This is a genomic window from Micromonospora sp. LZ37 (assembly GCF_059359015.1).
In genome coordinates, this window is sequence record NZ_JCADBL010000013.1 from 86,727 (window position 1) to 106,866 (window position 20,140).

The window sequence follows — 20,140 nt, forward strand, 5'->3', positions numbered from 1 at the left end:
GTCCATGAGCACGCTGAAGGACCGCCTCACCGCCGACATGCGCAACTCTCTCAAGGCGCGCGACGAGCTGACCACCTCGACCCTCCGGATGGCCCTGGCCGCCGTGGGGACCGCCGAGGTCGCCGGCAAGGCCAAGCGCGAGCTCACCGACGACGAGGTGCTCGCGGTGCTGACCAAGGAGGCGAAGAAGCGGCGGGAGGCCGCCACCGCCTTCGCCGACGCCGGCCGCACCGAGCAGGCCGCCAAGGAGACCGCCGAGGGTGAGGTGCTGGAGCGCTACCTGCCGAAGCAGCTCACCGACGAGGAGTTGGCCGAGCTGGTCGCGGGGGCGCTCGCCGCGGGCGGCTTCACCGGCAAGGCGCAGATGGGCCCGGCCATGAAGGCGGCCCAGGTTGCGGTGGCCGGCCAGGCCGAGGGGGGCCGGGTCGCCGCCGAGGTACGCCGACAGCTCGGCCTCTGACCGTCGTACGCGAAACGGGCGGGCCCCCTCGCAGGGTGCCCGCCCGTTCGTTCTCGCCTACGTCAGCCGCGCGGCCGGCCGGTGGGCCGGCCCGGCACGACCGGTGCCTGCGGACCGCCGGGGGTGACGTTGCCGGGCGTGTTCGGCGCAGTGCCGCCGCCGCTGCTCACCTCGATGGTGACCACGCCGCCCTTGATCGTGCGGCCCTCGGGGCTGGTGCCGGCGACCGTGTTCGGCGCGCAGTTCGACGCAACCTTGTTGTCGGAGACGATGACGTCGAAGCCGGCCTCCTTCAACTCCGCCCTGGCGCTCTCCACCGACTGGCACCGGACGTTCGGAATGCTCCGCTGGTCACCATTGATGATCTTGCCGCTGGGCGGGGTGAACTGGATCCGTTCCTTGTTCTTCATGGCGGCCTTCAGCGTGTTGTAGACCGCCGGGTTGATGCCCTGGGGCTCGTCGTGACCCATCTTCTGCGTGGTCTGCGGCCAGTCCGGGTCGGCCATGATGCCGGCGACCGAGTACTGCTTGGTCATCGCGACCAGGGAGGAGGTCTTCTCGCTGTCGGTGGTGCCGGACTTGCCGGCGACCGGCGCGTCGACGATGCTCTTGACGTTCCGAGCGGTGGCGCCCACGCACTTCGAGGTCGACGACCGGTCACCGACCGGGCAGCGGGCGGCGTCGACGGCCGCCCGGGCCACCTCGGTGCTGATCCGCTGCTCGCACTTCGGCTTCGCGATGTCCAGCGTCTTGCCGTCCGGACCCTTGATCTCCTGCACCGGAATCGGCTCGCAGTACTTGCCGTCCGCGGCGAGGGTGGCGTACGCGTTGGCCAGCTCGAGCGGGGTGGTCTGCGAGACGCCCAGGGTGAACGCGCCCCACTGGTTGGCGCCACCCTCCTTGGTCGCCCGCCGGGCGTCCCCGCTGTCCCGGAAGGTGATGCCGAGCTTCTGCGCCGCCTTGATGACGTTCTCCGCGCCGACCTGCTGCTGCAGCGGAACGAAGAAGGTGTTGACCGAGGAGCCGAAGGCGCTCCACATGTTGTGGACACCCGCCATGCTCTTGGAGGCGTTCTTCGGGCAGTAGAGGTTCGTGCCGGCGCAGGCGGCCGGGGAGTTCCGCTCGATGATGTAGTCGGACTTGAATTCGTCCGGCGAGTTGATCTGGTAACTGAGCGGGATGCCCTTCTCCAGGGCGGCCACGATGGTGAAGATCTTGAACGTCGAGCCGGCCTGGTAGCCGGTGATGCCCTGACCGCCGCTGAGCAGCGGGTTCACCGTGTTCGGGTAGTTGCCCCGGATGTTCTTCTTGGCCTTCCGGGGCTCGCTGGCGATCTTGTTCTGCGGCTTGTTCGGATCGTCGATCTTGAAGTTGCGGTTCACCGAAAGGGCCCGTACCCGACCGGTGCCCGGCTCGACCACGGCCACCATCCGGGCCGCCTTGCTCTTCACGCCGAGATTGGCGCGGACGGCCTTGTCGGCACCGTTCTGCGCCTGGACGTCGAGGCTGGTGGTGATGGTGTAGCCACCGCTCTTGAGTCGCCGCTCACGGTCGTACGTGGTCGAGCCGAAGGTCTCCTGCTGCATCCACCAGCGGTAGAAGTAGTCGCAGAAGAAGCCCCAGTCCTTCTGGTTGGTGGCGACGCAGCCGTTCGGGGTGCGCTTGTCCTTGACGGTCATCGGCAGGGCGATGGCGGCGTCCGCCTCCTGCTGGCTGATGGCACCGATCTCGGCCATGTTCTTGATGACGTAGTTGCGCCGGTCCAGGGCGAGCGGGCGACCGCTCTCGGTGTTCGGGTCGTTGGTGGTCGGCGCCTTCACCATGCCGGCCAGCATGGCCGCTTCCTCGAGCTTCAGCTTGCTTGGCGGCTTGCCGAAGTAGACCTGGCTGGCGGCGTAGACCCCGTACGCGCCGTTGCCGAAGGAGGCGATGTTCAGGTAGCGCTCCAGGATCTCGTCCTTGGAGAACTCCTTGTCGATCTGGAGCGCGTAGCGCATCTCGCGGAGCTTGCGGGCGCTGGTGTCCTCGGTCGCCGCGACCACGTCCGCCGGGTGGGTGGCCGAGTAGGCGATGGCCAGCCGGACGTACTGCATGGTCAGCGTCGACGCGCCCTGCTGCGAGGCGGTGCCGGACTGGTTGTTGACGAAGGCGCGGGCGATGCCGTTGAGGTCGACCCCGTTGTGCTTGTAGAAGTCGTGGTCCTCGGCCGCGATGATCGCCTTCTGCATGAACGGCGAGATGTCGGCGAGCTTCACGTCGCGCCGGTTCTCGTCGTACATGGTCGCCAGCGGTGTCTTGCTGTCCGAGGCGAGCAGGTAGCTGATCTGCGGCGCCCGGGCCACGGTCAGTTCCTTGGGTAGTGCGCCGAAGGTCTCGGCGCCGGCCTTGGCGGCAAGTCCGGACATCGCCACCGCGGGGAAGGCCGCCGCGGCGACCACCACGCCGGCCAACAGGCCACAAATGAGCAGCGATGCGGCGTTGGTGAAGACATTGTGGTCACGTTTCCGCATCCAGGTCACCTCGACAGGGTACGCGAGTAGGGAACGAGGGGCGCTGGGGCGTTCTTTCCCCATTTCCTGCGCGCGCCGACCTCGTTGTGCTAAACGCACGGCCCCCGGTACTTGGTTGCGTGTGACCTGGCGTCGAGTCTCCACCGATCGGGTGGAGCCGCGCAGCGTTTTCACGTACTCGGGCCGGGTATGCGGCAGGCGAAGGCCCGGGAAGCCGGGAGTGTCCGGAATGATGGATTTCGCCGACAACGTTGCGTAATCAGGCGACTACAGAGCATGATGGTGGCGGCGACAGGGCCACACGTCGTCCGTGCCTCCTTGGGGAAGGAACGGGCCGGACGACCGGGGGGATCCACGGCTGGTCGCACGAGGTCGGTAGGTACTGCAAGGGGGGACGTGTACACATGGGCATGATCACTGACTGGCCGTCACTGGCGGCATGTCAGAACGGGGACCCGGACGCGTTGTTCGTACAGGGCGCCGAACAGAACGTGGCGAAGAGGATCTGCCGGAGCTGCCCAGTTCGGTACGAGTGCCTGGCCGACGCGCTCGACAACCGCATCGAGTTCGGGGTGTGGGGTGGGATGACCGAACGCGAACGTCGGGCGCTGCTGCGACGTCACCCGCAGGTGACCAGCTGGCGCAAGATGTTCGAGGCGGCGATGAAGAAGAACGCCAAGGACAAGGCCGGCAAGGACAAGATCCTGGTCACCACCGGCTGACGCCGGTCACGGCCGGCTGATCGCCGCGCCGATCGTCCGCAGCCCGTCGACGTCGTGCACGTCGGCGGGCTGCGCCGTCACCGACACCGCCGGCACCGCCGGGAACGCCTCGGTGAACCGGGCCGCCACCCGCTGCTCCCGGACCGCCTGCTGGGCCAGCGTCGCGTGCGCCCGCAGCACCTCCACGGTGCTGTCGTGGCCGCCCAGCTCGGCCAGCCGCTCCGCGGCGGCGAGGCTCTCGGCCGCGGCCAGGTCGACCGCCGGGCGGTGCACCCGGTTGAGCACCAGCCCGGCCAGCGGCATCCGCTCCTCGCGCAGCCGCCCGGCGAAGTAGGCCGCCTCCCGGACCGCGTCCGACTCCGGCGCCGCGACCAGCAGGAAGGCCGTCTCCCGCGCCTGGAGGATCCGGTACGTCTGCTCGGCCCGCTGCCGGAAGCCGCCGAACATCGAGTCCAGCGCGGCGACGAAACCGGAGAGGTCGGTGAGCAGTTGGGCGCCGAGCACCTTCTGCACGACCTTGGAGAACATCCCGAAGCTGGCGGTGACGAGGCTGAACATGCTCCGCCCGCCGGTGCGGGCGGGCGCCAGCAGCAGCCGCAGCATCCGGCCGTCCAGGAAGCGGGAGAGCCGGGCCGGGGCGTCCAGGAAGTCCAGCGCCGAGCGGGACGGCGGGGTGTCCACCACGATCAGGTCCCACTCGCCCCGGGCGTGCAGCTGGCCCAGCTTCTCCATCGCCATGTACTCCTGCGTGCCGGCGAAGGTCGAGCTCATGGCCTGGTAGAACGGGTTGGCGAAGATCTCCGCCGCCTTCGCCGGATCGGTGTGCTGGAGCACCACGTCGTCGAAGGTGCGCTTCATGTCCAGCATCATGGCGTGCAGCTCGCCGCCGCTGGTCTCGACGTCGATGCCCTTGACCTGCCGGGGCGTGTTGTCCAGCTCGGTCAGGCCGAGCGACTGGGCCAGCCGGCGGGCCGGATCGATGGTGAGCACCACCGTCCGACGGCCGTGCTGCTCGGCGGCGCGCAGCGCGAGCGCCGCCGCCGTGGTCGTCTTACCCACGCCGCCCGCCCCACAGCACACGATGATCCGCACGCCGGGGTCGGCGAGGATCCGGTCGACGTCAAGCCGTGGCGCCGCGTCTGTGGAAGGCACCAATCGAGCGTATCGGGCCGGTGGGGCCCGCGCGCCCGGGCCGAGGTCAGGTGTGAGTCAATCGGCCCGGCGGAGGAGCTCGGCGAGGGCGTCCAGCCCGGCCCGGTCCACCCCGTCGGGCAGCAGCGGCAGCTCGGTCAGGGGCAGGCCCAGCTCGGCCAGGTCGGTGCGGAGGGAGTCCTCCAGCTCGCGCCGGACCCGCTGGTCACGCGCCTCGTCGGCCAGCCCGGCGACGGTGCCCCGGTCGGTCGGCAGCCCGGCGGCGAGCAGCCCCCGCTTCAGCTCGGCCTGGGTCACCTCGCGCCCCGCCGGCACCGGCGGCCGGGCGCCGTTGACGATCACCCGGCCGACGCCGAAACCCAACTGGGTCAGCTCGGCGATCGCGTCGACCGTCTCCTGGACCGGCATCTCCTCCAGCAGGGTCACCACGTGCACCGCGGTCATCGGGGAGCGCAGCAGCGCCGACACCCCCTCGCTCTGGGTCTTGATCGGGCCGACCTTGGCCAGCCGGGCGGTCTCGGCGGTGACGTTGAGGAAACGACCGATCCGTCCGGTGGGGGGCGCGTCGAGGACCACCGCGTCGTACGCCCGGCGCTGGCCGGTGGTGCGGGTGGTCGCCTCCTTCACCTTGCCGGTGAGCAGCACGTCCCGCAGGCCGGGGGCGATGGTGGTGGCGAAGTCGATCGCGCCGAGCTTGCGCAGCGCCCGGCCGGCCGCGCCGAGCTTGTAGAACATGTCCAGGTACTCCAGCAGGGCCTCCTCGGCGTCCACCGCCAGGGCCCGCACCTCGCCGCCGCCGGGGGCGTCGGTGAGGTGCCGCTCCTCGTAGGGCAGCGGGTCGGTGCCGAAGAGCTGGGCGATGCCCTGCCGCCCCTCCACCTCGACCAGCAGGGTGCGCCGGCCGTCGCGGGCCAGGGCGAGCGCCAGGGCCGCCGCCACGCTGGTCTTGCCCGTGCCACCCTTGCCGGTCACGACGTGGAGGCGGGCCGGCCATCCGGTGCCGGCGGGATCGCTCGGCTGCTCAGCTGCTCGCACCCGTCGAGCGTATCCACTGCGCCGGGTCAGGCCACCTCGCAGACCCACCAACCCGTCGTGCGCACCACCGTGAAGCGCAGCGCCTGCTCGGCGACCTTCTCGTCGGTAGTGGTCATGGTGAGCTTGGCGGTGACGGTGGCCCGGTCACCGGTCTGGTTGTCCACCTTCGGGGAGGACCACCGGAAGCGCGGGTTCTGGTAGCCGGCGGCGTACCGCTGCACGTCGGCGACCTTCGCGTCGATCTTGTCCTGGTCCCGGGAGTCGGCGCAGACCAGGCTGGCCGCCTTCTTCGCGTCCCGGTCCCGGTAGACGGCGGAGAGGAAGTCGTCCACCGCCACGGTCGGCTCCTTGGCGCCCTTGCCGCTCTCGGTGTCCCGCAGGGCCAGGAAGGCGGCCGTGCCGCCGCCGAGCAGGACGGCGGCCAGGGCGATCGCGGCGAGGAGCAGGCCGCGCCGACGGGGCGTGGCCGGCGCCGGGTACGCCGGGTAGGCCGGCGGGGGCGGTGGGATGGCGCCCGGAGCGGACGTGCCGGGGGAGGCCGGACCGGGCTGGCCGGGTACGTCCTGCCGGGATGCCGGGACATCCGGCGATCCGGTCGCGCCACCGCTGGGCGGTCGGGTCATGTGGTCCCCCGGGGGAAGGGCGTCCTCGCCGCCCCTGGCGATGACGCGGGGTCAGGGCCGGGCGGGCGCGGCCCGTCCGACGGGAAGGGTAGCGGCGATGGGCGCCTCTGTGGCGGAGCGCTCACGACCTGTTGTTCCGTGGGGTCGCGTTACGGACGAGTAATGTGTCGCATATGTGACTTGGGGTGATCGTGCGTGCGCGTCCCGTTGTGGCTGCCCACGCGTCGGTCCTACGTTCGTGCCGGTGCGGGGGAGCGGGTCGGGCGGAGGGCCCGGTCCGGACGGTGGTCAATCACGGCACGAGGCCCGGAGGCAGTACATGCGCGACGCGGACAACTTCGCCCGAGCCCAGTTCCCTCCCGGCGACCGGGCGTCGTGGCGGCTGGGCGCGGCCGGTGACGTCGACGGGCCGGTCGGGTTGCCGGTGAACGAGCGGTCCTACCGGCGCTGCGCCGAGCCGTCGGAGGTGCTGCGGGTGCTGGGCCGGTCCGGGCCGCGGCAGCGGGACGAGGAGGAGCCGGGGTACGTCATCCACCTGCCGATCCGGGTGGCCGACCTGTCGGCGGCGACCGCCCTGGCCGGGACGGTGGCCACCTCGCTGGGCTTCCTGGTCGAGCTGGACGCCGGCGAGACGACCGTCTCGACCGCCGACGACCAGAACAACCGGCACCGGGTCTTCTGCGACCTGCTGCTGCCGGACCGGTCCCGCTGCCCGCAGCCGTACGACCACGAGGGCCCGTGCGGGGAGGTGCCCACCGCGCCCGAGCAGCGTCCCGCACCCCGGCCGTCGCCCGGACCGTAGGCTGTGCCTGCACAGTAGTCCGAGCGCAGGCAAGGGAGCCTTCCACCGATGCAGAAGTGGGAATACGCCACGGTCCCGCTGCTGGTCCACGCGACCAAGCAGATCCTCGACAACTGGGGTGAGGACGGCTGGGAACTCGTCGCCGTGGTCCCCGGCCCGAACCCGGACCAGCTGGTCGCGTACCTGAAGCGGGTGAAGGCGTGAGCAACGGTCCGCACGCGAAGCTCGCCGAGCTGGGCATGGCCCTGCCGGACGTGGTGCCCCCGGTGGCCAGCTACGTCCCGGCGGTGCAGTCCGGCCAGCACGTCTACGTCTCCGGTCAGCTGCCGATCGCCGAGGGCAAGCTGCTCGCCACCGGCAAGGTGGGCGCCGGCGTCTCCGCCGAGCAGGCCAAGGACCTCGCCGAGCGGTGCGCGCTGAACGCCATGGCCGCGATCGACTCGCTGGTCGGCCTGGAGAACGTCGTCAAGATCGTCAAGCTGACCGGCTTCGTGGCGAGCGCGCCCGGGTTCACCGGCCAGCCCGGCGTGATCAACGGCGCCTCCGACCTCTTCGGCACCGTCTTCGGCGAGGCCGGCCGGCACGCCCGCTCCGCGGTCGGCGTCGCCGAGCTCCCCCTCGACGCGCCGGTCGAGGTCGAGGTCATCGTCGAGGTCTCCTGACCGGTCACCGTCCGCCCCTGTGATCTTGCGGTTCGGGCCGGGGCGAAAGCCGTGAACGGCCACAAACCAGGGGCCGAAATCGCAAGATCGCGGGGAGTGGCGGACAGGGTCGTACGATCGCAGCCATGACCGGGCATCTGACGGCGCCGGCGGCGGCGCTCGCCGACGCGCTGCCGGACTGGGTGACGCTGCTCCGCGCGCCGAACCCGGGGCCGATGACGCTCGACGGCACCAACACCTGGGTGCTGCGCGCGGCCCCGGGCGCGCCGGCCGTGGTGATCGACCCCGGGCCGGCCGACGACGGGCACCTCGACCGGATCGCCGGGCACGGGCCGGTCGCGTCGGTGCTGATCTCGCACGGGCACCCGGACCACACCGAGGGCTCCGCCCCGCTGGTCGACCGCCTCGCCGGCGTGGCCGTCCGGGCCGTCGACCCCGCGCACACCATCGGCGGCGCGCCGCTCGACCCGGACGCGCCGATCGAGGCCGCCGGCCTGACCGTCCGGGTCCTGCCCACCCCCGGCCACACCACCGACTCCGTCTGCTTCCTGGCCCAGCTCGGCGACGAGCGCGTCGTGCTCACCGGCGACACCATCCTCGGCCGGGGGACCACCGTCGTCGCTCACCCCGACGGGCACCTCGGGGACTACCTCGCCAGCCTTGAACTGCTCTCGGTGTACCGGGGAATCCCGGCGCTGCCCGGGCACGGCCCGGCGCTGGCCGACTGCGCGGCGGCGGCCGAGTACTACCTCGCCCACCGCCGCGCCCGGCTCGACCAGGTCCGCGCCGCCGTCGCCGAGGGCGCCACCACTCCCGGCGAGGTCGTCGCGAAGGTCTACGCCGACGTCGACCGGTCGCTGTGGTGGGCGGCCGAGTGGTCGGTCCGGGCCCAGCTGGAACACCTCGGGGTGGAGCAGCCGTGACCTGTCCGGTCTGCGGCACCGTGGCCGTACCCGGCGCCCGGTTCTGCCACAACTGCGGCGCGGCCCTGCCGGCCGCCGCCACGCTGCCCGCCGCCGAACGCCGGGTGGTCACCGTGCTCTTCGGCGACCTGTCCGACTTCACCTCCTGGTCGGAGGACCTCGACCCGGAACGGGTCGGCGCGGTCACCGACCGGGTGCTCGCCGCGCTCGCCGGGGCGGTCAAGACCTTCGGCGGGCACGTCGACAAGCTCACCGGCGACGGGATCATGGCGGTCTTCGGCGCGCCGGTGGCGCACGAGGACGACGCCGAGCGGGCGATGCGCGCCGCCCTGTCCATGCAGCGGGCCGTCCGCCGGGTGCTCGACGACGAGCGGGGCGGCGGTGCGCCGCTCGGCCTGCGGGTCGGTTTGAACACCGGCGACGTGATCGCCGGCATCCAGGCGGCCATCGAGTACACCGTCATCGGCGACACGGTGAACACCGCCGCCCGGCTCGCCGACGCCGCCGCCGTCGGCGCCGTCTACGCCGGCGCGCGGACCGCCGCCGCCACCCGGCACGTCGCCTCCTGGCGGGCGCTGCGCCCGCTGCGGCTCAAGGGCAAGCGCGAACCGGTCGAGGCGTACGAGCTGCTCGGTCTCCTGGACGCCCCGGGCACCCGCTCCGGTCTCGGCGACGAGGCGCCCTTCGTCGGCCGGGAGACCGAGATCGGTCGGGTCGCCGGCCGGCTCGCCGAGGTGATCGACCGGGGCGAGCCCCGGGTGCTGCTGATGACCGCCGAGGCGGGCATCGGCAAGTCCCGCTTCGCCGCCGAGGTGGAACGCCTCGCCGCCGGGTACGACGTCGGCGCCGGCCGGTACGCCGCGCACAGCGGCGCCCGGGTCCTCTCCGTACGCTGCGCCGCCTTCGGTGAGCGGCGCCGGCTCGCGCCCCTGGCCGACCTGGTCCGGGCGGCGGTCGGCCTGCCCAACGACACCGCCACCGCGCTGACCCGCCCGGCGGTCGAGGAGCGGCTGCGCCGGCTCGGGCAGCGGCTCGCTCGGCTCCGCCCCGCACCGCCGCCGATCGCCACCGACCAGCTGCTCGCCCTGCTCGGCTACGCCGAGCTGCCCACGGCCGGCCCCGCCGAGCAGGGTGAGTGGGCCACCGCCCTGCCGGCCACCGACGCCGAGGCGGTGCCCAACGCGGTGGCCGGGCTGCTCAGCGCCCTCGCCGCCGAGGCGCCGCTGGCGATCGTGGTGGACGACCTGCACGACGCGACCGCCGAGACGATCCGCGCGCTGGGGCTGACCCTGTCCCGGCTCGGTGGCCCGGTGCTGGTGCTGCTGCTCGGCCGGCCGGAGCTGGTGCGTACCGCCGGGGCGCTGACCCGGGTCGCGGACGCCGAGGTGCACGCGCTGCCCCCGCTGCGCGGCGCGGACGCCGCCCGGCTGCTCACCACCTACCTCGGCGGGGGGAAGCTGCCGCAGGCCGACACCGACCGGCTGCTCTCCACCGCCCAGGGCAACGCGTTCTACCTGGCGGAGCTGGTCACCCTGCTCCGCGAGCGGGGCGCGCTGACCGCCGGCGGCGACGGCGGCTGGCGGCTGGCGCCCGGCTCGCTCGGCAGCCGGCTGCTCTCCCGGGACCTGGCCGCCGTCCTCGCGGCGCGCATCGACGCGCTGCCGCCGGACGCCCGCTCGGTGCTGCGGGACGCCGCCGTGGTCGGCGACACCGTGCCCGCCGGCACCCTGGAGGCGCTGCGCGAGCAGCGGGGCGGGCGGGACGGCCGGCCGGCGGCGGTGGCCGCGGTCGAACTCGAACGGGCCGTCGAGGAGCTGCTGCAACGCCGGATGCTGCACCGCACCCGCGTCGGGTACGCCTTCGCCACCCCGCTGATGCGGGAGGCCGCGTACGCCGGGGTGAGCAAGGCCGAGCTGGCGGAGCGGCACGCCGCGCTCGCCCGCTGGGCCGCCCCCGGGCCGGAGTCCGCCGGCCCGGCACCGGGCGGCTTCACCGACGCGGCCCGGGACGACTTCGTCGCCGAGCACGTCGAGCGGGCCGCCGCCCTGGCCGACGCGGTCAAGCTGCGCCCGGACGCGTCGGCCCGGACGGTCGCGCCGCTGGGCGTGGCCGCGCTGGGCCGGGCCGCCCGCCGGTCGCTCGCCGCCGGGGAGCCCGCCGGCGCGGTCGAGTACGCCGAACGCGCCGCCGAACTGGCCCGGGACGGGGTGCCACCGGCCGACCGGGTGGTGCACGCCCGGGCCCTGCTCCAGGTCGGGCGCCCCGCCGACGCGCTCGCCTACGCCGAGAAGATCGCGGCCAACACCGGCGACGAGGCCACCCGGGCCAGCGCGCTGCTGCTCGCCGGGCAGGCCCACCAGACCCTCGGCGACCAGGACCGGGCGACGACCTCCTATGAGGAGGCGTTGCAGGTGGCCGGCGCCGGTGACCTGCCCAACCTGCGCGCCTCGGCGATGCGCCGGCTCGGCATGGCGGACTTCGTCGCCGGCCGGCTCGGCCAGGCGAGCAGCCGGCTCGCCGCGTCCTACCAGGTCAGCCTCGCCGCGAAGGACGCCCGGGGGCAGGCCTGGTCGTTGCAGAACCTGGCCTGGGTGACCACCACCCGGGGCGACTTCGCCGGCGCCGAGGCGGTCCTCGGCCGGGCCGCCCGGCTCTTCGCCGAGCTGCGGGACCCGTACGGCCGGGCCTGGCTGCGCGGCACCACCGCCTTCGCCCGGCTGCTCGCCGGGCGGCTCGGGGAGGCCCGCCGGTTGGCGAACGTCTTCCTGCCCTTCGGTGAGCGGGTCGGCGAGGCATGGGCGGTGGGCACGCTGCGCGCCGTCGAGGCGTTCGCCGGGGCGGAGCTGGGCGAGATCGCCGAGGCCGACCGGGCGGCGCGCCGGGCGTACCGGGACTTCGCCGAGGTCTCCGACGACTGGGGTCGCGGCTTCGCGCTGGTCGTACGGGGGGTGGTGGCGCGCGGGCTGGGCGAGCCGGAGCACGCGGCCGACCTGCTCACCGACGCGCTGGCGTACGCCGGGCGCACCTCGCATCCGCTGCTCACCGGGATGGCCGGCACGCTGCGCGGCTTCGTCGCGCTGGACATGGGTGACTGCGACATGGCCGAGCGGGACGCCCGGGCGGTGCTCACCGCGGTGGAGCCGCACAATCCGCAGGCTCCGGCGCAGGCCGCCCCGCGGGTGCTGCTGGCCACCGCCCGGCTCGCCGCCGGTGACTCGGCCACCGCCGTCGGCCTGCTCGCCCCGGTGGCCACCACCGCGGCGAACGCTCCGACGCTGCTCTTCTCCCGTCGCCAGACGCTGGCCCGGTACGCCTCCGCCCTGCTCGCGCACGGCCAGCGGGAGCAGGCGCTGGACTGGGCCCGGCGGGCGGTCGCCGCCCCGGCGGAGGACGTCCGCAGCCAGGTGATCGGGGCGAGCGTGCTGGCCGAGGCGCTGGCCGCCTGCGGTCAGCCGGTGGAGGCGCTGGCCTGCGCCGAGGAGGCGGTCCGGTTGGCGTACGCCACCGAGCAGCGCAGCGAGCGGGCCGCCGCCGACGCCCTCCGCGCCCGCCTGGCCGCCGGTACGGCTTCCTGACCCGCCGGCCCGGCCGTGCCGCGAGGGCAGGCGGGGGCAGGTCTGGCGGTTTCGGGGATGTGCGCGTCGGTGGGGGCGGCTAGCGTGTCACTCCACGCGGTTGTCCATCGGTGACGGTCGCGCCGTCTGGCTGGGGAGGACAGATGAGGCTGCCACGCTCCGCCGCCGGCTGGACGATCGCGGTCTTCGGCGTCCTGGCGCTGCTGCTGGGCGCGCTCGGGCTGGTCTGGCCCGAGGCGCAGTTGCGGATGCTCGGCTTCGAGGTGCCGCAGACCCGGTCCGCCGGGGACTACACCGGCACGTTCCTCACCGCGTCCTCGATGGCCGCGTTCAACATGGGCGCCTACTACCTGCTGGCGGTCGCCACCGAGTGGCGGGCGTTCTACCGGTTCACGGTCTTCTTCCGGCTGGTCACCTTCACCGTCTTCACCCTCACGGTGCTGGCGGACGTGGCCCCGGACCGGTTCTTCGGGGTCGCGCTCTGGGAGGGGCTCGGCGCGCTCGCCACCGCCCTCGGCCTGCGTTGGGACGCCCGCCGCGCGGCCGGCGCGACGTCGGTCGATGGCCCGGGTGGCGTCGGCGAGAGCACCGGTCCGGCGCCCGCCGCCGGTACGGTTCGCTGAGCGCTCCGGCGGGACGGGTATTTTCAGAGCTGTGACCGAGACCCCGCCCGGTGCCCTTCGGCTGCCCATCGTGCCCGGTCTGACTGATTTGCAGGTGTTCGCCCGGGGTGGTTACGCCACCGTCTACCGTGCCACCCAGATCTCGGTGGGGCGTGAGGTCGCCGTCAAGGTCGAGAACCGCACGCTGGACAGTGAGCGGGACCAGGCCCGGTTCCTGCGCGAGGCGCGGGCCGCCGGCAAGATGTCGTCCCACCCGCACGTGGTGGACCTCTTCGATGTCGGCGTCACCGTCGACCAGCATCCATATCTGATCATGGAGCTCTGCGACGGCTCGTACGCCGAGCGGATGCGGCACTGCCCGCTGGGCGCCGCCGAGACCCGTGACCTCGGCGTCAAGATCGCGGACGCGCTGGCCCACTCGCACGCCGCCGGAGTGCTGCACCGCGACGTCAAGCCGGCCAACATCCTCTACTCGCACTTCAACCCGGCGGTGCTCGCCGACTTCGGGCTGGCGGTGCTGGCCGAGGTGCGCGACGCCTCGGTCACCCTGGAGGTGCTCACCCCGGCCTACGCCCCGCCGGAGATGTTCAGCCACAGCCCGCCGTCGCCCGCCGTCGACGTCTACGCCCTCTGCGCCACCCTGTACGCGGTGATGAGCGGCCGCCCGCCCCGCTGGCAGTCCGAGCGGAACCCGAGCCTGGTCACCGTGCTGGAGATGTTCCACCAGCCGATCCCCGGGCTGCCCGGGGTGCCGGACGAACTGGTCGACGTGCTCCGGGCCGGGATGGACAACGACCCGGACGCGCGCCCCTCCGCGATCGAGGTGCGCGACCTGCTCGCCGCGCTGCCGCTGGACTCCTCGCCGGCCCCGGTCAGCGGAGCGCCGATCTCCGGGGCGCCGCTCGGCGGTGGCTCCACCACGGGATCCCCGTACCCCGGCGGCCGGACGGACCCGCGGCCCCCGGCCCAGGACGACCACCCGACCGTGCCGCACGACCGGCGACGCCGGCGGCGACGCTGGTTCCTCGGCGGCGCCGGGGTCCTCGCCCTGGCCGCCTCCGCCGGCGCCGGCGCCTGGATGGCCGGGGGGACCCCACCGGTGGCCGGCCCCACGGCGGCGCCGACGTCCAGCGGGGCGACCTCGCCCACCGCCGGCTGGGGCACCCTGCCCGGCTGTGCGCCGGGCGCCCCGGCCGCGCCGCTGCCGGTGGGCGCGCGCTGCGCCGCGGAACTGGAGTGCTTCGGGCCGGTGCGGCTGCGCGGCGACCGCGCGGAGGCGGCCCGGGTGTCGTGCGACGGCCGGCACACCTGGGAGACGTACGCCCAGGGTGACCTGCCCGCGGCGCTGGTCGGTGCTGGTCACGCGGCGATCAGCGCGGATCCCGCCGTCCGGAGTGTGTGCAGCCCGCACACCTTCCGGTTGACCAGCGGGATGGCCTCGGCCGCCGGCTGGAACCTGGAGGTGCTGCCGCCGGGTGACGCGCCGGACGGTACCTACCGCTGCCTGGCGGGTCGGGGCGTCGACGCGCTGGTGATGCCGACCCTCACCGGTCGCTGACCCGGCCCGGCGAGCGGGGCCGGGAACGCACCGCCGCGCTGTCCAGCGCGTCCAGGGTGTCCGCGTCCAGCACCGACGTCCCGAGGTCCGGCTGACCGGCCCCCGCGTTGTCGTCCTCCTGCCGCCCGTTCCGGTCGCGCATCGCCGACACCGCGGTGCCGGCGATCGTGGCGAGCAGGACGCAGAGCAGGGCCAGCATGACCGACACGATGCCGCTGGTGTGCCCGACGACCAGGACCACGAGCACCGCGATCGCCGCGAGCGACGCGACGACCGCCACGGTCCGGGCGTCGGGCCTGAGGATTCGTCCCACCCGACAAGCATGTCGGCGTCACACCGGCTGTCAACCCGCACTGCGGTGCGGCGTCCGCCGGAAGTCCCGGGGCCGCCACCGGTGCCCGTGACGAACCGACGGCAAATAGCGTCGACCATGAAATTGTCGTTACATCGCTCCGGCGTTATGCCCTATTGGTTGGCAAATGTCGCACCAGTTCCGTTGGCTGGCATTCCTACAGTGACGAGGGCCGAGGGTCACCTCGACAGTCCCCGTTCTCCACCGGAAGGCATCCACATGCCACGTAGAACCCGGTCCCTGGCCGCGGCAGGAATCGCCGGCCTCCTCCTCGCCGGATCGGCGGTTGCGCCCGCAACCGCGGCCCCCGACAGCCCCGACCGAGGTCGCCCCACCACATCGGACCGCACCAGCCCCGCCGAGGCACGGCGGGTCGACCGCGTCCCCACGCCGACGCTCGACTGGTACGCCTGCTACGGCGACGCCGAATGCGCGACCGTCCAACTGCCGTTGGACTATGACAAGCCGAACGGCGCCACCACCGAGATCGCCCTGCTCCGGGTCAAGGCCCGCGACCAGCAGGCCCGGGTCGGCAGCCTCTTCCTCAACCCGGGCGGCCCGGGCGGCTCCGGCACCGAGATCGCGCTCGCCGCGCCGGACTGAACGTGGCCTTCCCGTGGACGAAGGCCGAGGAGAAGGCGTACGTCGCCTCCTCCGAGGCGGTCGGCCGGGCCTGCTCCACCACGGGCCGACCGCTGAGCGGGGCGATGTCCACCGCCGAGGTCGCCCGCGACATGGACGTGCTGCGCCGGGCGGTGGGTGACCCGAAGCTGAACTTCCTCGGCTTCAGCTACGGCAGCGCGCTCGGTCAGTACTACGCGAACATGTTCCCCGACCGGGTACGCGCGCTGGTCATCGACGGGGTGCTCAACCCCGAGAAGTGGGTCGGCAGGGGCAAAGCCCGCGGCCAGCTCCAGGAGACCCGGCTGCGCAGCGCCGACGGGGCGTACCGGGCGCTGCGTGAGATCCTGGTCCGGTGCGAGAAGGCCGGCGAGCAGGCCTGCCCGCTCGCCTCGGGTGACCCGCTCGCCTCCTACGAGCTGGTGGCCCAGCGGCTGCGCGAGAAGCCGCTGGTGGTGGACGACCCCAAGCTCGGCTCGTTCACCGTCAGCTACGCGGACTTCGTCAGCGCCAGCCTCAGCTCCCTCTACAGCCCGGACGGCTGGAAGTCCATCGTGTCCATCACGGCAGACCTGCTGGCCCTCATCGAGGCGCGGTCGGCGTCTCCGGCCCGCCTCGCCGAGGCGCGCCGGGCCATCGCGGAGCGCGCCGAGCAGGTCCGCCAGCAGCGCCGCTACGACTTCCCGTACCAGAACGGGCTGGAGACCTTCCTCGGGGTGGACTGCACCGACGGGTACCACCCGAGGGACGCCGGCGCCTGGCCGGCGCTCGGTGCCAAGGAGGACCAGCGCGCGCCGTACTTCGGGCGGGCCTGGGCCTGGATCACCGCCCCGTGCGCCCGGAAGACCTGGACGGTGCGCGACGAGGACGCCTGGACCGGTCCGTTCGACCGCAGGACCAGCGCACCGGTGCTGGTGGTCGGCAACTACTGGGACCCGGCCACCAACTACGACGCCGCGGTCAGCTCGGCGAAGCTGCTGCCGAACAGCCGGCTGCTCAGCAGCGACAGCTGGGGCCACACCGCGTACGGGACGTCGGCCTGCGTGACCGGCGCGGTGGACGCCTACCTGCTCACCGGCGCGCTGCCCCGCCGGGGAACCGTCTGCACCGGCGACGTGCAGCCCTTCGTCGAGCTGCCGGACCGGCCGGAGGCGACCCAGCGGGCCGCCGCGCCGAAGGGTGCGTCGGCCGGGCAGGCCGCGCCGACCCGCGGTGAGCCGAAGCGGTTGCCGCCGGTCGTCGCGCCGCTGCCCGCGGTGGGCTCGCTCACCCTGCGCTGACGGGCCGTCGAGGTACGGCGGGCGCCCGGTGCGCCCGTCGTACCCCGGTGCGCCGTCCGGACGTCCCCGCCCGGCCACGGGATGGACGCGTGCCGATACTCTCGGTGTCCCGCAGGCCGTGCCCGTCAGCGAGGTTGCCCGATGAACGCCAACGTGTCCCCGCACCGGTTCCGCTCGGTCACCACCACGATCGCGGTGGCGCTGACCCTCACCCTGGCAGCCGCAGCCGGCTGCGACAGCCAGCGGGAGCCGTCGCTCCCCTCGGTGCAGGAGAAGCTCCGCGAGTCCCACATCTGGGGCCAGCCCACCCTGCGGGTCGGGGTGGCGACCAACGAGCCGTTGATGGGCGAGGTGCGTAACGGCGTCCGTGTCGGCTTCGACGTCGAGATCGCCCGCTACATCGCCGCCTCCCTCGGCTACGAGGGGGACCAGCGGGTCGAGTTCGTGTCGATCTCCACGGAGGACCGCATCCCGGCCCTCCAGGGCGGCGTGGTCGACTTCGTGGTGTCCAGCTTCTCCATCACCGAGGAGCGCAAGAAGCTCGTCAGCTTCGCCGGGCCGTACTTCGTCACCACGCAGGAGGTGATGGTCCCGACCCGGCACAAGGACGCCATCCGGACCATCGAGGACCTGCGCGACCCGAAGTACAAGATCTGCACCAGCGGTGGCTCCACCACCGAGGCGGAACTGGAGAAGCACCAGGTCCGTACGCAGGTGGTGAAGAACGTCGGGAACTGCGTCGAGGGCATCCGGGCAGGGCGGTACGACGCGGTCAGCTCCGACGAGACCATCCTCGCCGGTTTCCTGGCCCGTTACCCGACCGAGTTCGAGATCGTCGACATGCCGTTCGGCACCAGCGAACTGCTCGGCGTCGGCGTGCCGATCGGTGACCCGGCGCTGCGGGACCTGGTGGCCTACTTCCTCGACAAGAGCTACCAGCAGGGGCGTAAAGGGCAGGCGAGCCCGTGGCAGACCGCCTACAACCGGACGCTCGGGCCGTGGATGCGCTCGGAGAAACGGCAGCCGCAGCCGCTCGACGTACCCAGGCTGGTCGACTTCGACGACAAGGCGCCGCAGCGATGAGTACGGCGGCGACCACCGTCCCGGGTGATCCGGACGCCGGTGTGCGCACGCCGCCCGTTCCGTTCGAGCCGACCGAGACCCGGGCGGCGGCCGGCGGGCACCCCGGCTGGGGGCAGGCCGAGCGCCGGGCGCGGGCCAGCCAGTCGTTCTGGACGGCCGTGGTCGGCGTGCCGGCGATCTTCTCCGTACTCCGGCTCGGCGTGGAGGCCGGCGGCGAGTTGCAGACCACGCTGCTGCTGGTGGCCAACGTCGGGCCGATCAACCTGCTGGCCGGCTTCCTCACCACGGCGGCCCGCCTGCTCGCCACCGCGCTCGTCGCGGTCTTCGCGCTCGGCGCGGTGCTCGGCGCCAGCGGGGTTGGTGCGGCACGCCGGCCTCTCTTCGCCCGCTGGGTCGAGGTCACCCCGACCTGGTTCGTGGCGGCGAGCTTCCTGATGGCCCTGGTCACCTGGCCGTTGCTGTACCTGCCGCTGCTGGTGCCCGCCGCTTTCGCGGCGTTCCAGGTGCGGCCGGAACGGCTGCACGAGCAGCCCGTGGCTCGGGTCCTCGTCGTCGCGGCGGTGTTCGGCGGGTACCTCTTCCTGCTCGTGCCGACGTTGCGGGACGCGTGGCGGCAGGGAGAGGCGCTGGCGATCGTCCTGCTGGTCGTACCGCCGCTGCTGGCGCTCTTCGTCGCCGGGCCGCTGCCCGGGGTGGTGATCCGGCCGCTGGCCACGCTCACCCAGCTAGCCGTGCTGGTGGTGCTGGTCTGGGCGGCGCTACCGGTGATCAGCACACCGGTCCTGCCGCTGACGGTCACCACGGTCGGGGGCGGCTCGGGGGCCAGCGAGGACGTCCGGGGCCACGTGGTGACCACCGACGACGTCAACATGGTGATCCTCCAGGAGCGCGGCGGGGTGCGCTACGTCCCGGTCGACCAGGTACGCGGGCAGGTGCTCTGCCCGTCCGAGGAGGAGTTGCCCCGGCACCGGCTGCGGATCCACGACTTCCACGTGGAGGACTCGCTCCTGGAGGGGCTGGGGCGGCGGGTGCGTCCGGTGCACCGGGTGGACGCGGCGTGCCGGTGAGTCCCGCCTTCTGCACGTAGATCGTGCGGCGGGCGATGGCGGTGCCCTTGGCGTCGAGCTGGTAGCCGTCCAGCCAGACCCAGCCGTCGGCGGCTGAACATCACGGTTCGTGCTGGCGGTGGCCGCTCAGGCGGGCGATCAGCGACCCCCGGTAACGACGCCTCATCAGCTTCAGATCTTCTCTAGAGGAGAGCTCACCACCAGCACGGGCGCGGTTCACTGAACCCTGCCTGGTCGAGGAGTCGCCGTAGTTGAGCGACCACGGGTGCAAACAGGGCCGAACGCATATGGACGTATGGGGACTGCGTTCGCAGGGTCTGAGTACGCGTTCGGAGACCTGTCCGTCCGGGCTTCCGGGGAGCGGTGAGGCAATCGGCGGGGCCTGAAGCGGCCGGTGTCGAAGCGGCGGGTGCGGGAAACCGAAGCATTCCTGCGGACGGACCCGATGCCCCGCAGGCGTCAGATCACCAATATGACTGGGTCAGCCCACGGTCGGGTGTGCGGCGCCCGGTCGGCCGATCCGGACAGAACGGAGTTGCACCTTGTCGAATGCGCTGAAGGACACGAAGTTGCCTTATCTGAGTGCGGCCACCGGAATGGCTGCCGCTCTCGTCGGTGGCGTCGCCCTTGCTCCGTCGGCCTCGGCCGACACGTCGAACTTCAACAGTGCCCCGGTGGTTGAGGAGCGCACACAGACCTTCGAGTTGGTCGGCAAGCAGACCGCGATCGCAGATCTCGATGTGGGTGGACCCGGGGTCGGTCTGGGGGACCAGCGCGTCGTCCACGAAGACCTCTACCGTGACGGCAAGAAGGTCGGAGATCATAGTGTGGTCTGCACGTACACCCGTGTCGACCCGGCCGCGCTGCAGTGCGTGGGCACGTTCTCACTGCCCGAGGGACAGTTCGCCGCGCAGGCTCTGCTCCATCTGCCTGCCCCCTCCAGTGTCGATGTCGGCATCACCGGCGGTTCGGGCGACTATCGCAACGCCCAGGGCTTTGTCCGCACTGTTCCCGCTGGTGAGACGGAGCGGCGCTTCACCGTTCACCTGGAGCGATGACACCCGTCGCGACGAGCAGAGCCCGGCGAAGGGC

The 20,140-nt window shown here is 73.0% G+C and carries 19 protein-coding genes; 14 read left to right on the top strand and 5 right to left on the bottom strand.

The features are described from left to right. Positions 1-4: 4 nt before the first annotated feature. Positions 5-460: a GatB/YqeY domain-containing protein gene (locus AC5L3Z_RS24260; protein WP_494845252.1), complete on the top strand. Its 456-nt coding sequence runs from the start codon at positions 5-7 to the stop codon at positions 458-460. Positions 461-522: 62 nt separating this feature from the next. Here the strand turns inward: AC5L3Z_RS24260 and AC5L3Z_RS24265 are convergent, their stop codons facing one another. Beyond that, on the bottom strand, positions 523-2,970 hold the full coding sequence (locus AC5L3Z_RS24265; protein ID WP_494845254.1) for a penicillin-binding protein: 2,448 nt from the start codon (positions 2,968-2,970) through the stop codon (positions 523-525). A gap of 404 nt (positions 2,971-3,374) precedes the next feature. Here AC5L3Z_RS24265 and AC5L3Z_RS24270 point away from each other — a divergent pair, with 404 nt between their 5' ends. Then, entirely contained in the window at positions 3,375-3,692 is a 318-nt protein-coding gene (locus tag AC5L3Z_RS24270) for a WhiB family transcriptional regulator (RefSeq protein ID WP_334531781.1), read from the top strand. A 6-nt stretch (positions 3,693-3,698) separates the two neighbouring features. On the opposite strand, the gene bagB is transcribed toward AC5L3Z_RS24270, so the two are convergent. The 3 genes from bagB to AC5L3Z_RS24285 are packed head-to-tail and all read right to left on the bottom strand — an operon-like array spanning position 3,699 to position 6,502. Then, complete coding sequence (gene bagB / locus AC5L3Z_RS24275; protein WP_494845256.1) at positions 3,699-4,847, bottom strand: ATPase BagB; 1,149 nt, start codon at positions 4,845-4,847, stop codon at positions 3,699-3,701. A 54-nt stretch (positions 4,848-4,901) separates the two neighbouring features. After that, a complete protein-coding gene (bagA, locus tag AC5L3Z_RS24280; protein WP_494845258.1) occupies positions 4,902-5,879 on the bottom strand; it encodes an ATPase BagA in 978 nt (325 codons plus the stop codon). A 26-nt stretch (positions 5,880-5,905) separates the two neighbouring features. Continuing rightward, a complete protein-coding gene (locus AC5L3Z_RS24285; protein ID WP_494845259.1) occupies positions 5,906-6,502 on the bottom strand; it encodes an Rv0361 family membrane protein in 597 nt (198 codons plus the stop codon). A 319-nt stretch (positions 6,503-6,821) separates the two neighbouring features. Between AC5L3Z_RS24285 and AC5L3Z_RS24290 the strand changes: the two genes are divergently transcribed. From AC5L3Z_RS24290 to AC5L3Z_RS24320, 7 genes are all read left to right on the top strand, one after another. After that, positions 6,822-7,304: a hypothetical protein gene (locus AC5L3Z_RS24290; RefSeq protein ID WP_494845261.1), complete on the top strand. Its 483-nt coding sequence runs from the start codon at positions 6,822-6,824 to the stop codon at positions 7,302-7,304. A 48-nt stretch (positions 7,305-7,352) separates the two neighbouring features. Next, on the top strand, positions 7,353-7,508 hold the full coding sequence (sp36, locus tag AC5L3Z_RS24295) for a Sp36 family protein (RefSeq protein WP_334531793.1): 156 nt from the start codon (positions 7,353-7,355) through the stop codon (positions 7,506-7,508). Continuing rightward, positions 7,505-7,966, top strand: a complete 462-nt coding sequence (locus AC5L3Z_RS24300) for a RidA family protein (protein ID WP_334531795.1) — start codon at positions 7,505-7,507, stop codon at positions 7,964-7,966. The genes sp36 and AC5L3Z_RS24300 overlap by 4 nt, the downstream gene beginning before the upstream one ends. Before the next feature lie 125 nt (positions 7,967-8,091). Further along, positions 8,092-8,889, top strand: a complete 798-nt coding sequence (locus AC5L3Z_RS24305; protein ID WP_494845263.1) for an MBL fold metallo-hydrolase — start codon at positions 8,092-8,094, stop codon at positions 8,887-8,889. Continuing rightward, positions 8,886-12,464: an adenylate/guanylate cyclase domain-containing protein gene (locus tag AC5L3Z_RS24310; RefSeq protein ID WP_494845265.1), complete on the top strand. Its 3,579-nt coding sequence runs from the start codon at positions 8,886-8,888 to the stop codon at positions 12,462-12,464. The genes AC5L3Z_RS24305 and AC5L3Z_RS24310 overlap by 4 nt, the downstream gene beginning before the upstream one ends. A gap of 143 nt (positions 12,465-12,607) precedes the next feature. After that, positions 12,608-13,087 (top strand): hypothetical protein, encoded by a 480-nt coding sequence (locus tag AC5L3Z_RS24315; RefSeq protein ID WP_494845267.1) that lies wholly within the window; start codon positions 12,608-12,610, stop codon positions 13,085-13,087. A gap of 31 nt (positions 13,088-13,118) precedes the next feature. Then, positions 13,119-14,645, top strand: a complete 1,527-nt coding sequence (locus AC5L3Z_RS24320; protein WP_494845269.1) for a serine/threonine-protein kinase — start codon at positions 13,119-13,121, stop codon at positions 14,643-14,645. Here AC5L3Z_RS24320 and AC5L3Z_RS24325 read toward each other — a convergent pair. Further along, on the bottom strand, positions 14,632-14,958 hold the full coding sequence (locus AC5L3Z_RS24325; protein WP_494845271.1) for a hypothetical protein: 327 nt from the start codon (positions 14,956-14,958) through the stop codon (positions 14,632-14,634). The genes AC5L3Z_RS24320 and AC5L3Z_RS24325 overlap by 14 nt on opposite strands. Positions 14,959-15,216: 258 nt before the next feature. Here AC5L3Z_RS24325 and AC5L3Z_RS24330 point away from each other — a divergent pair, with 258 nt between their 5' ends. The 5 genes from AC5L3Z_RS24330 to AC5L3Z_RS24350 all read left to right on the top strand — a co-directional run bounded on the left by AC5L3Z_RS24330 (position 15,217) and on the right by AC5L3Z_RS24350 (position 20,106). Beyond that, positions 15,217-15,600, top strand: coding sequence for a hypothetical protein (locus AC5L3Z_RS24330; protein WP_494845272.1), 384 nt, complete (start codon positions 15,217-15,219; stop codon positions 15,598-15,600). A gap of 2 nt (positions 15,601-15,602) precedes the next feature. Continuing rightward, positions 15,603-16,898: an alpha/beta hydrolase gene (locus AC5L3Z_RS24335; RefSeq protein ID WP_494845274.1), complete on the top strand. Its 1,296-nt coding sequence runs from the start codon at positions 15,603-15,605 to the stop codon at positions 16,896-16,898. Positions 16,899-17,039: 141 nt separating this feature from the next. Beyond that, positions 17,040-17,981 carry a transporter substrate-binding domain-containing protein gene (locus tag AC5L3Z_RS24340; protein WP_494845276.1) on the top strand — a complete coding sequence of 314 codons (942 nt, stop codon included), beginning with the start codon at positions 17,040-17,042 and terminating at the stop codon, positions 17,979-17,981. Further along, on the top strand, positions 17,978-19,048 hold the full coding sequence (locus AC5L3Z_RS24345; RefSeq protein WP_494845277.1) for a hypothetical protein: 1,071 nt from the start codon (positions 17,978-17,980) through the stop codon (positions 19,046-19,048). The genes AC5L3Z_RS24340 and AC5L3Z_RS24345 overlap by 4 nt, the downstream gene beginning before the upstream one ends. Before the next feature lie 542 nt (positions 19,049-19,590). Next, complete coding sequence (locus AC5L3Z_RS24350; protein WP_494845279.1) at positions 19,591-20,106, top strand: allene oxide cyclase barrel-like domain-containing protein; 516 nt, start codon at positions 19,591-19,593, stop codon at positions 20,104-20,106. Positions 20,107-20,140: the final 34 nt, after the last annotated feature.

What these genes read in the sequence shown, in the direction of transcription:
- AC5L3Z_RS24285 (WP_494845259.1), bottom strand. Translation starts at nt 6,502, where the DNA reads ATGACCCGACCGCCCAGCGGTGGCGCGACCGGATCGCCGGATGTCCCG.
- AC5L3Z_RS24305 (WP_494845263.1), top strand. Translation starts at nt 8,092, where the DNA reads ATGACCGGGCATCTGACGGCGCCGGCGGCGGCGCTCGCCGACGCGCTG.
- AC5L3Z_RS24340 (WP_494845276.1), top strand. Translation starts at nt 17,040, where the DNA reads ATGAACGCCAACGTGTCCCCGCACCGGTTCCGCTCGGTCACCACCACG.
- AC5L3Z_RS24330 (WP_494845272.1), top strand. Translation starts at nt 15,217, where the DNA reads ATGCCACGTAGAACCCGGTCCCTGGCCGCGGCAGGAATCGCCGGCCTC.
- AC5L3Z_RS24260 (WP_494845252.1), top strand. Translation starts at nt 5, where the DNA reads ATGAGCACGCTGAAGGACCGCCTCACCGCCGACATGCGCAACTCTCTC.
- AC5L3Z_RS24345 (WP_494845277.1), top strand. Translation starts at nt 17,978, where the DNA reads ATGAGTACGGCGGCGACCACCGTCCCGGGTGATCCGGACGCCGGTGTG.
- sp36 (WP_334531793.1), top strand. Translation starts at nt 7,353, where the DNA reads ATGCAGAAGTGGGAATACGCCACGGTCCCGCTGCTGGTCCACGCGACC.
- AC5L3Z_RS24270 (WP_334531781.1), top strand. Translation starts at nt 3,375, where the DNA reads ATGGGCATGATCACTGACTGGCCGTCACTGGCGGCATGTCAGAACGGG.
- AC5L3Z_RS24290 (WP_494845261.1), top strand. Translation starts at nt 6,822, where the DNA reads ATGCGCGACGCGGACAACTTCGCCCGAGCCCAGTTCCCTCCCGGCGAC.
- AC5L3Z_RS24315 (WP_494845267.1), top strand. Translation starts at nt 12,608, where the DNA reads ATGAGGCTGCCACGCTCCGCCGCCGGCTGGACGATCGCGGTCTTCGGC.
- AC5L3Z_RS24265 (WP_494845254.1), bottom strand. Translation starts at nt 2,970, where the DNA reads ATGCGGAAACGTGACCACAATGTCTTCACCAACGCCGCATCGCTGCTC.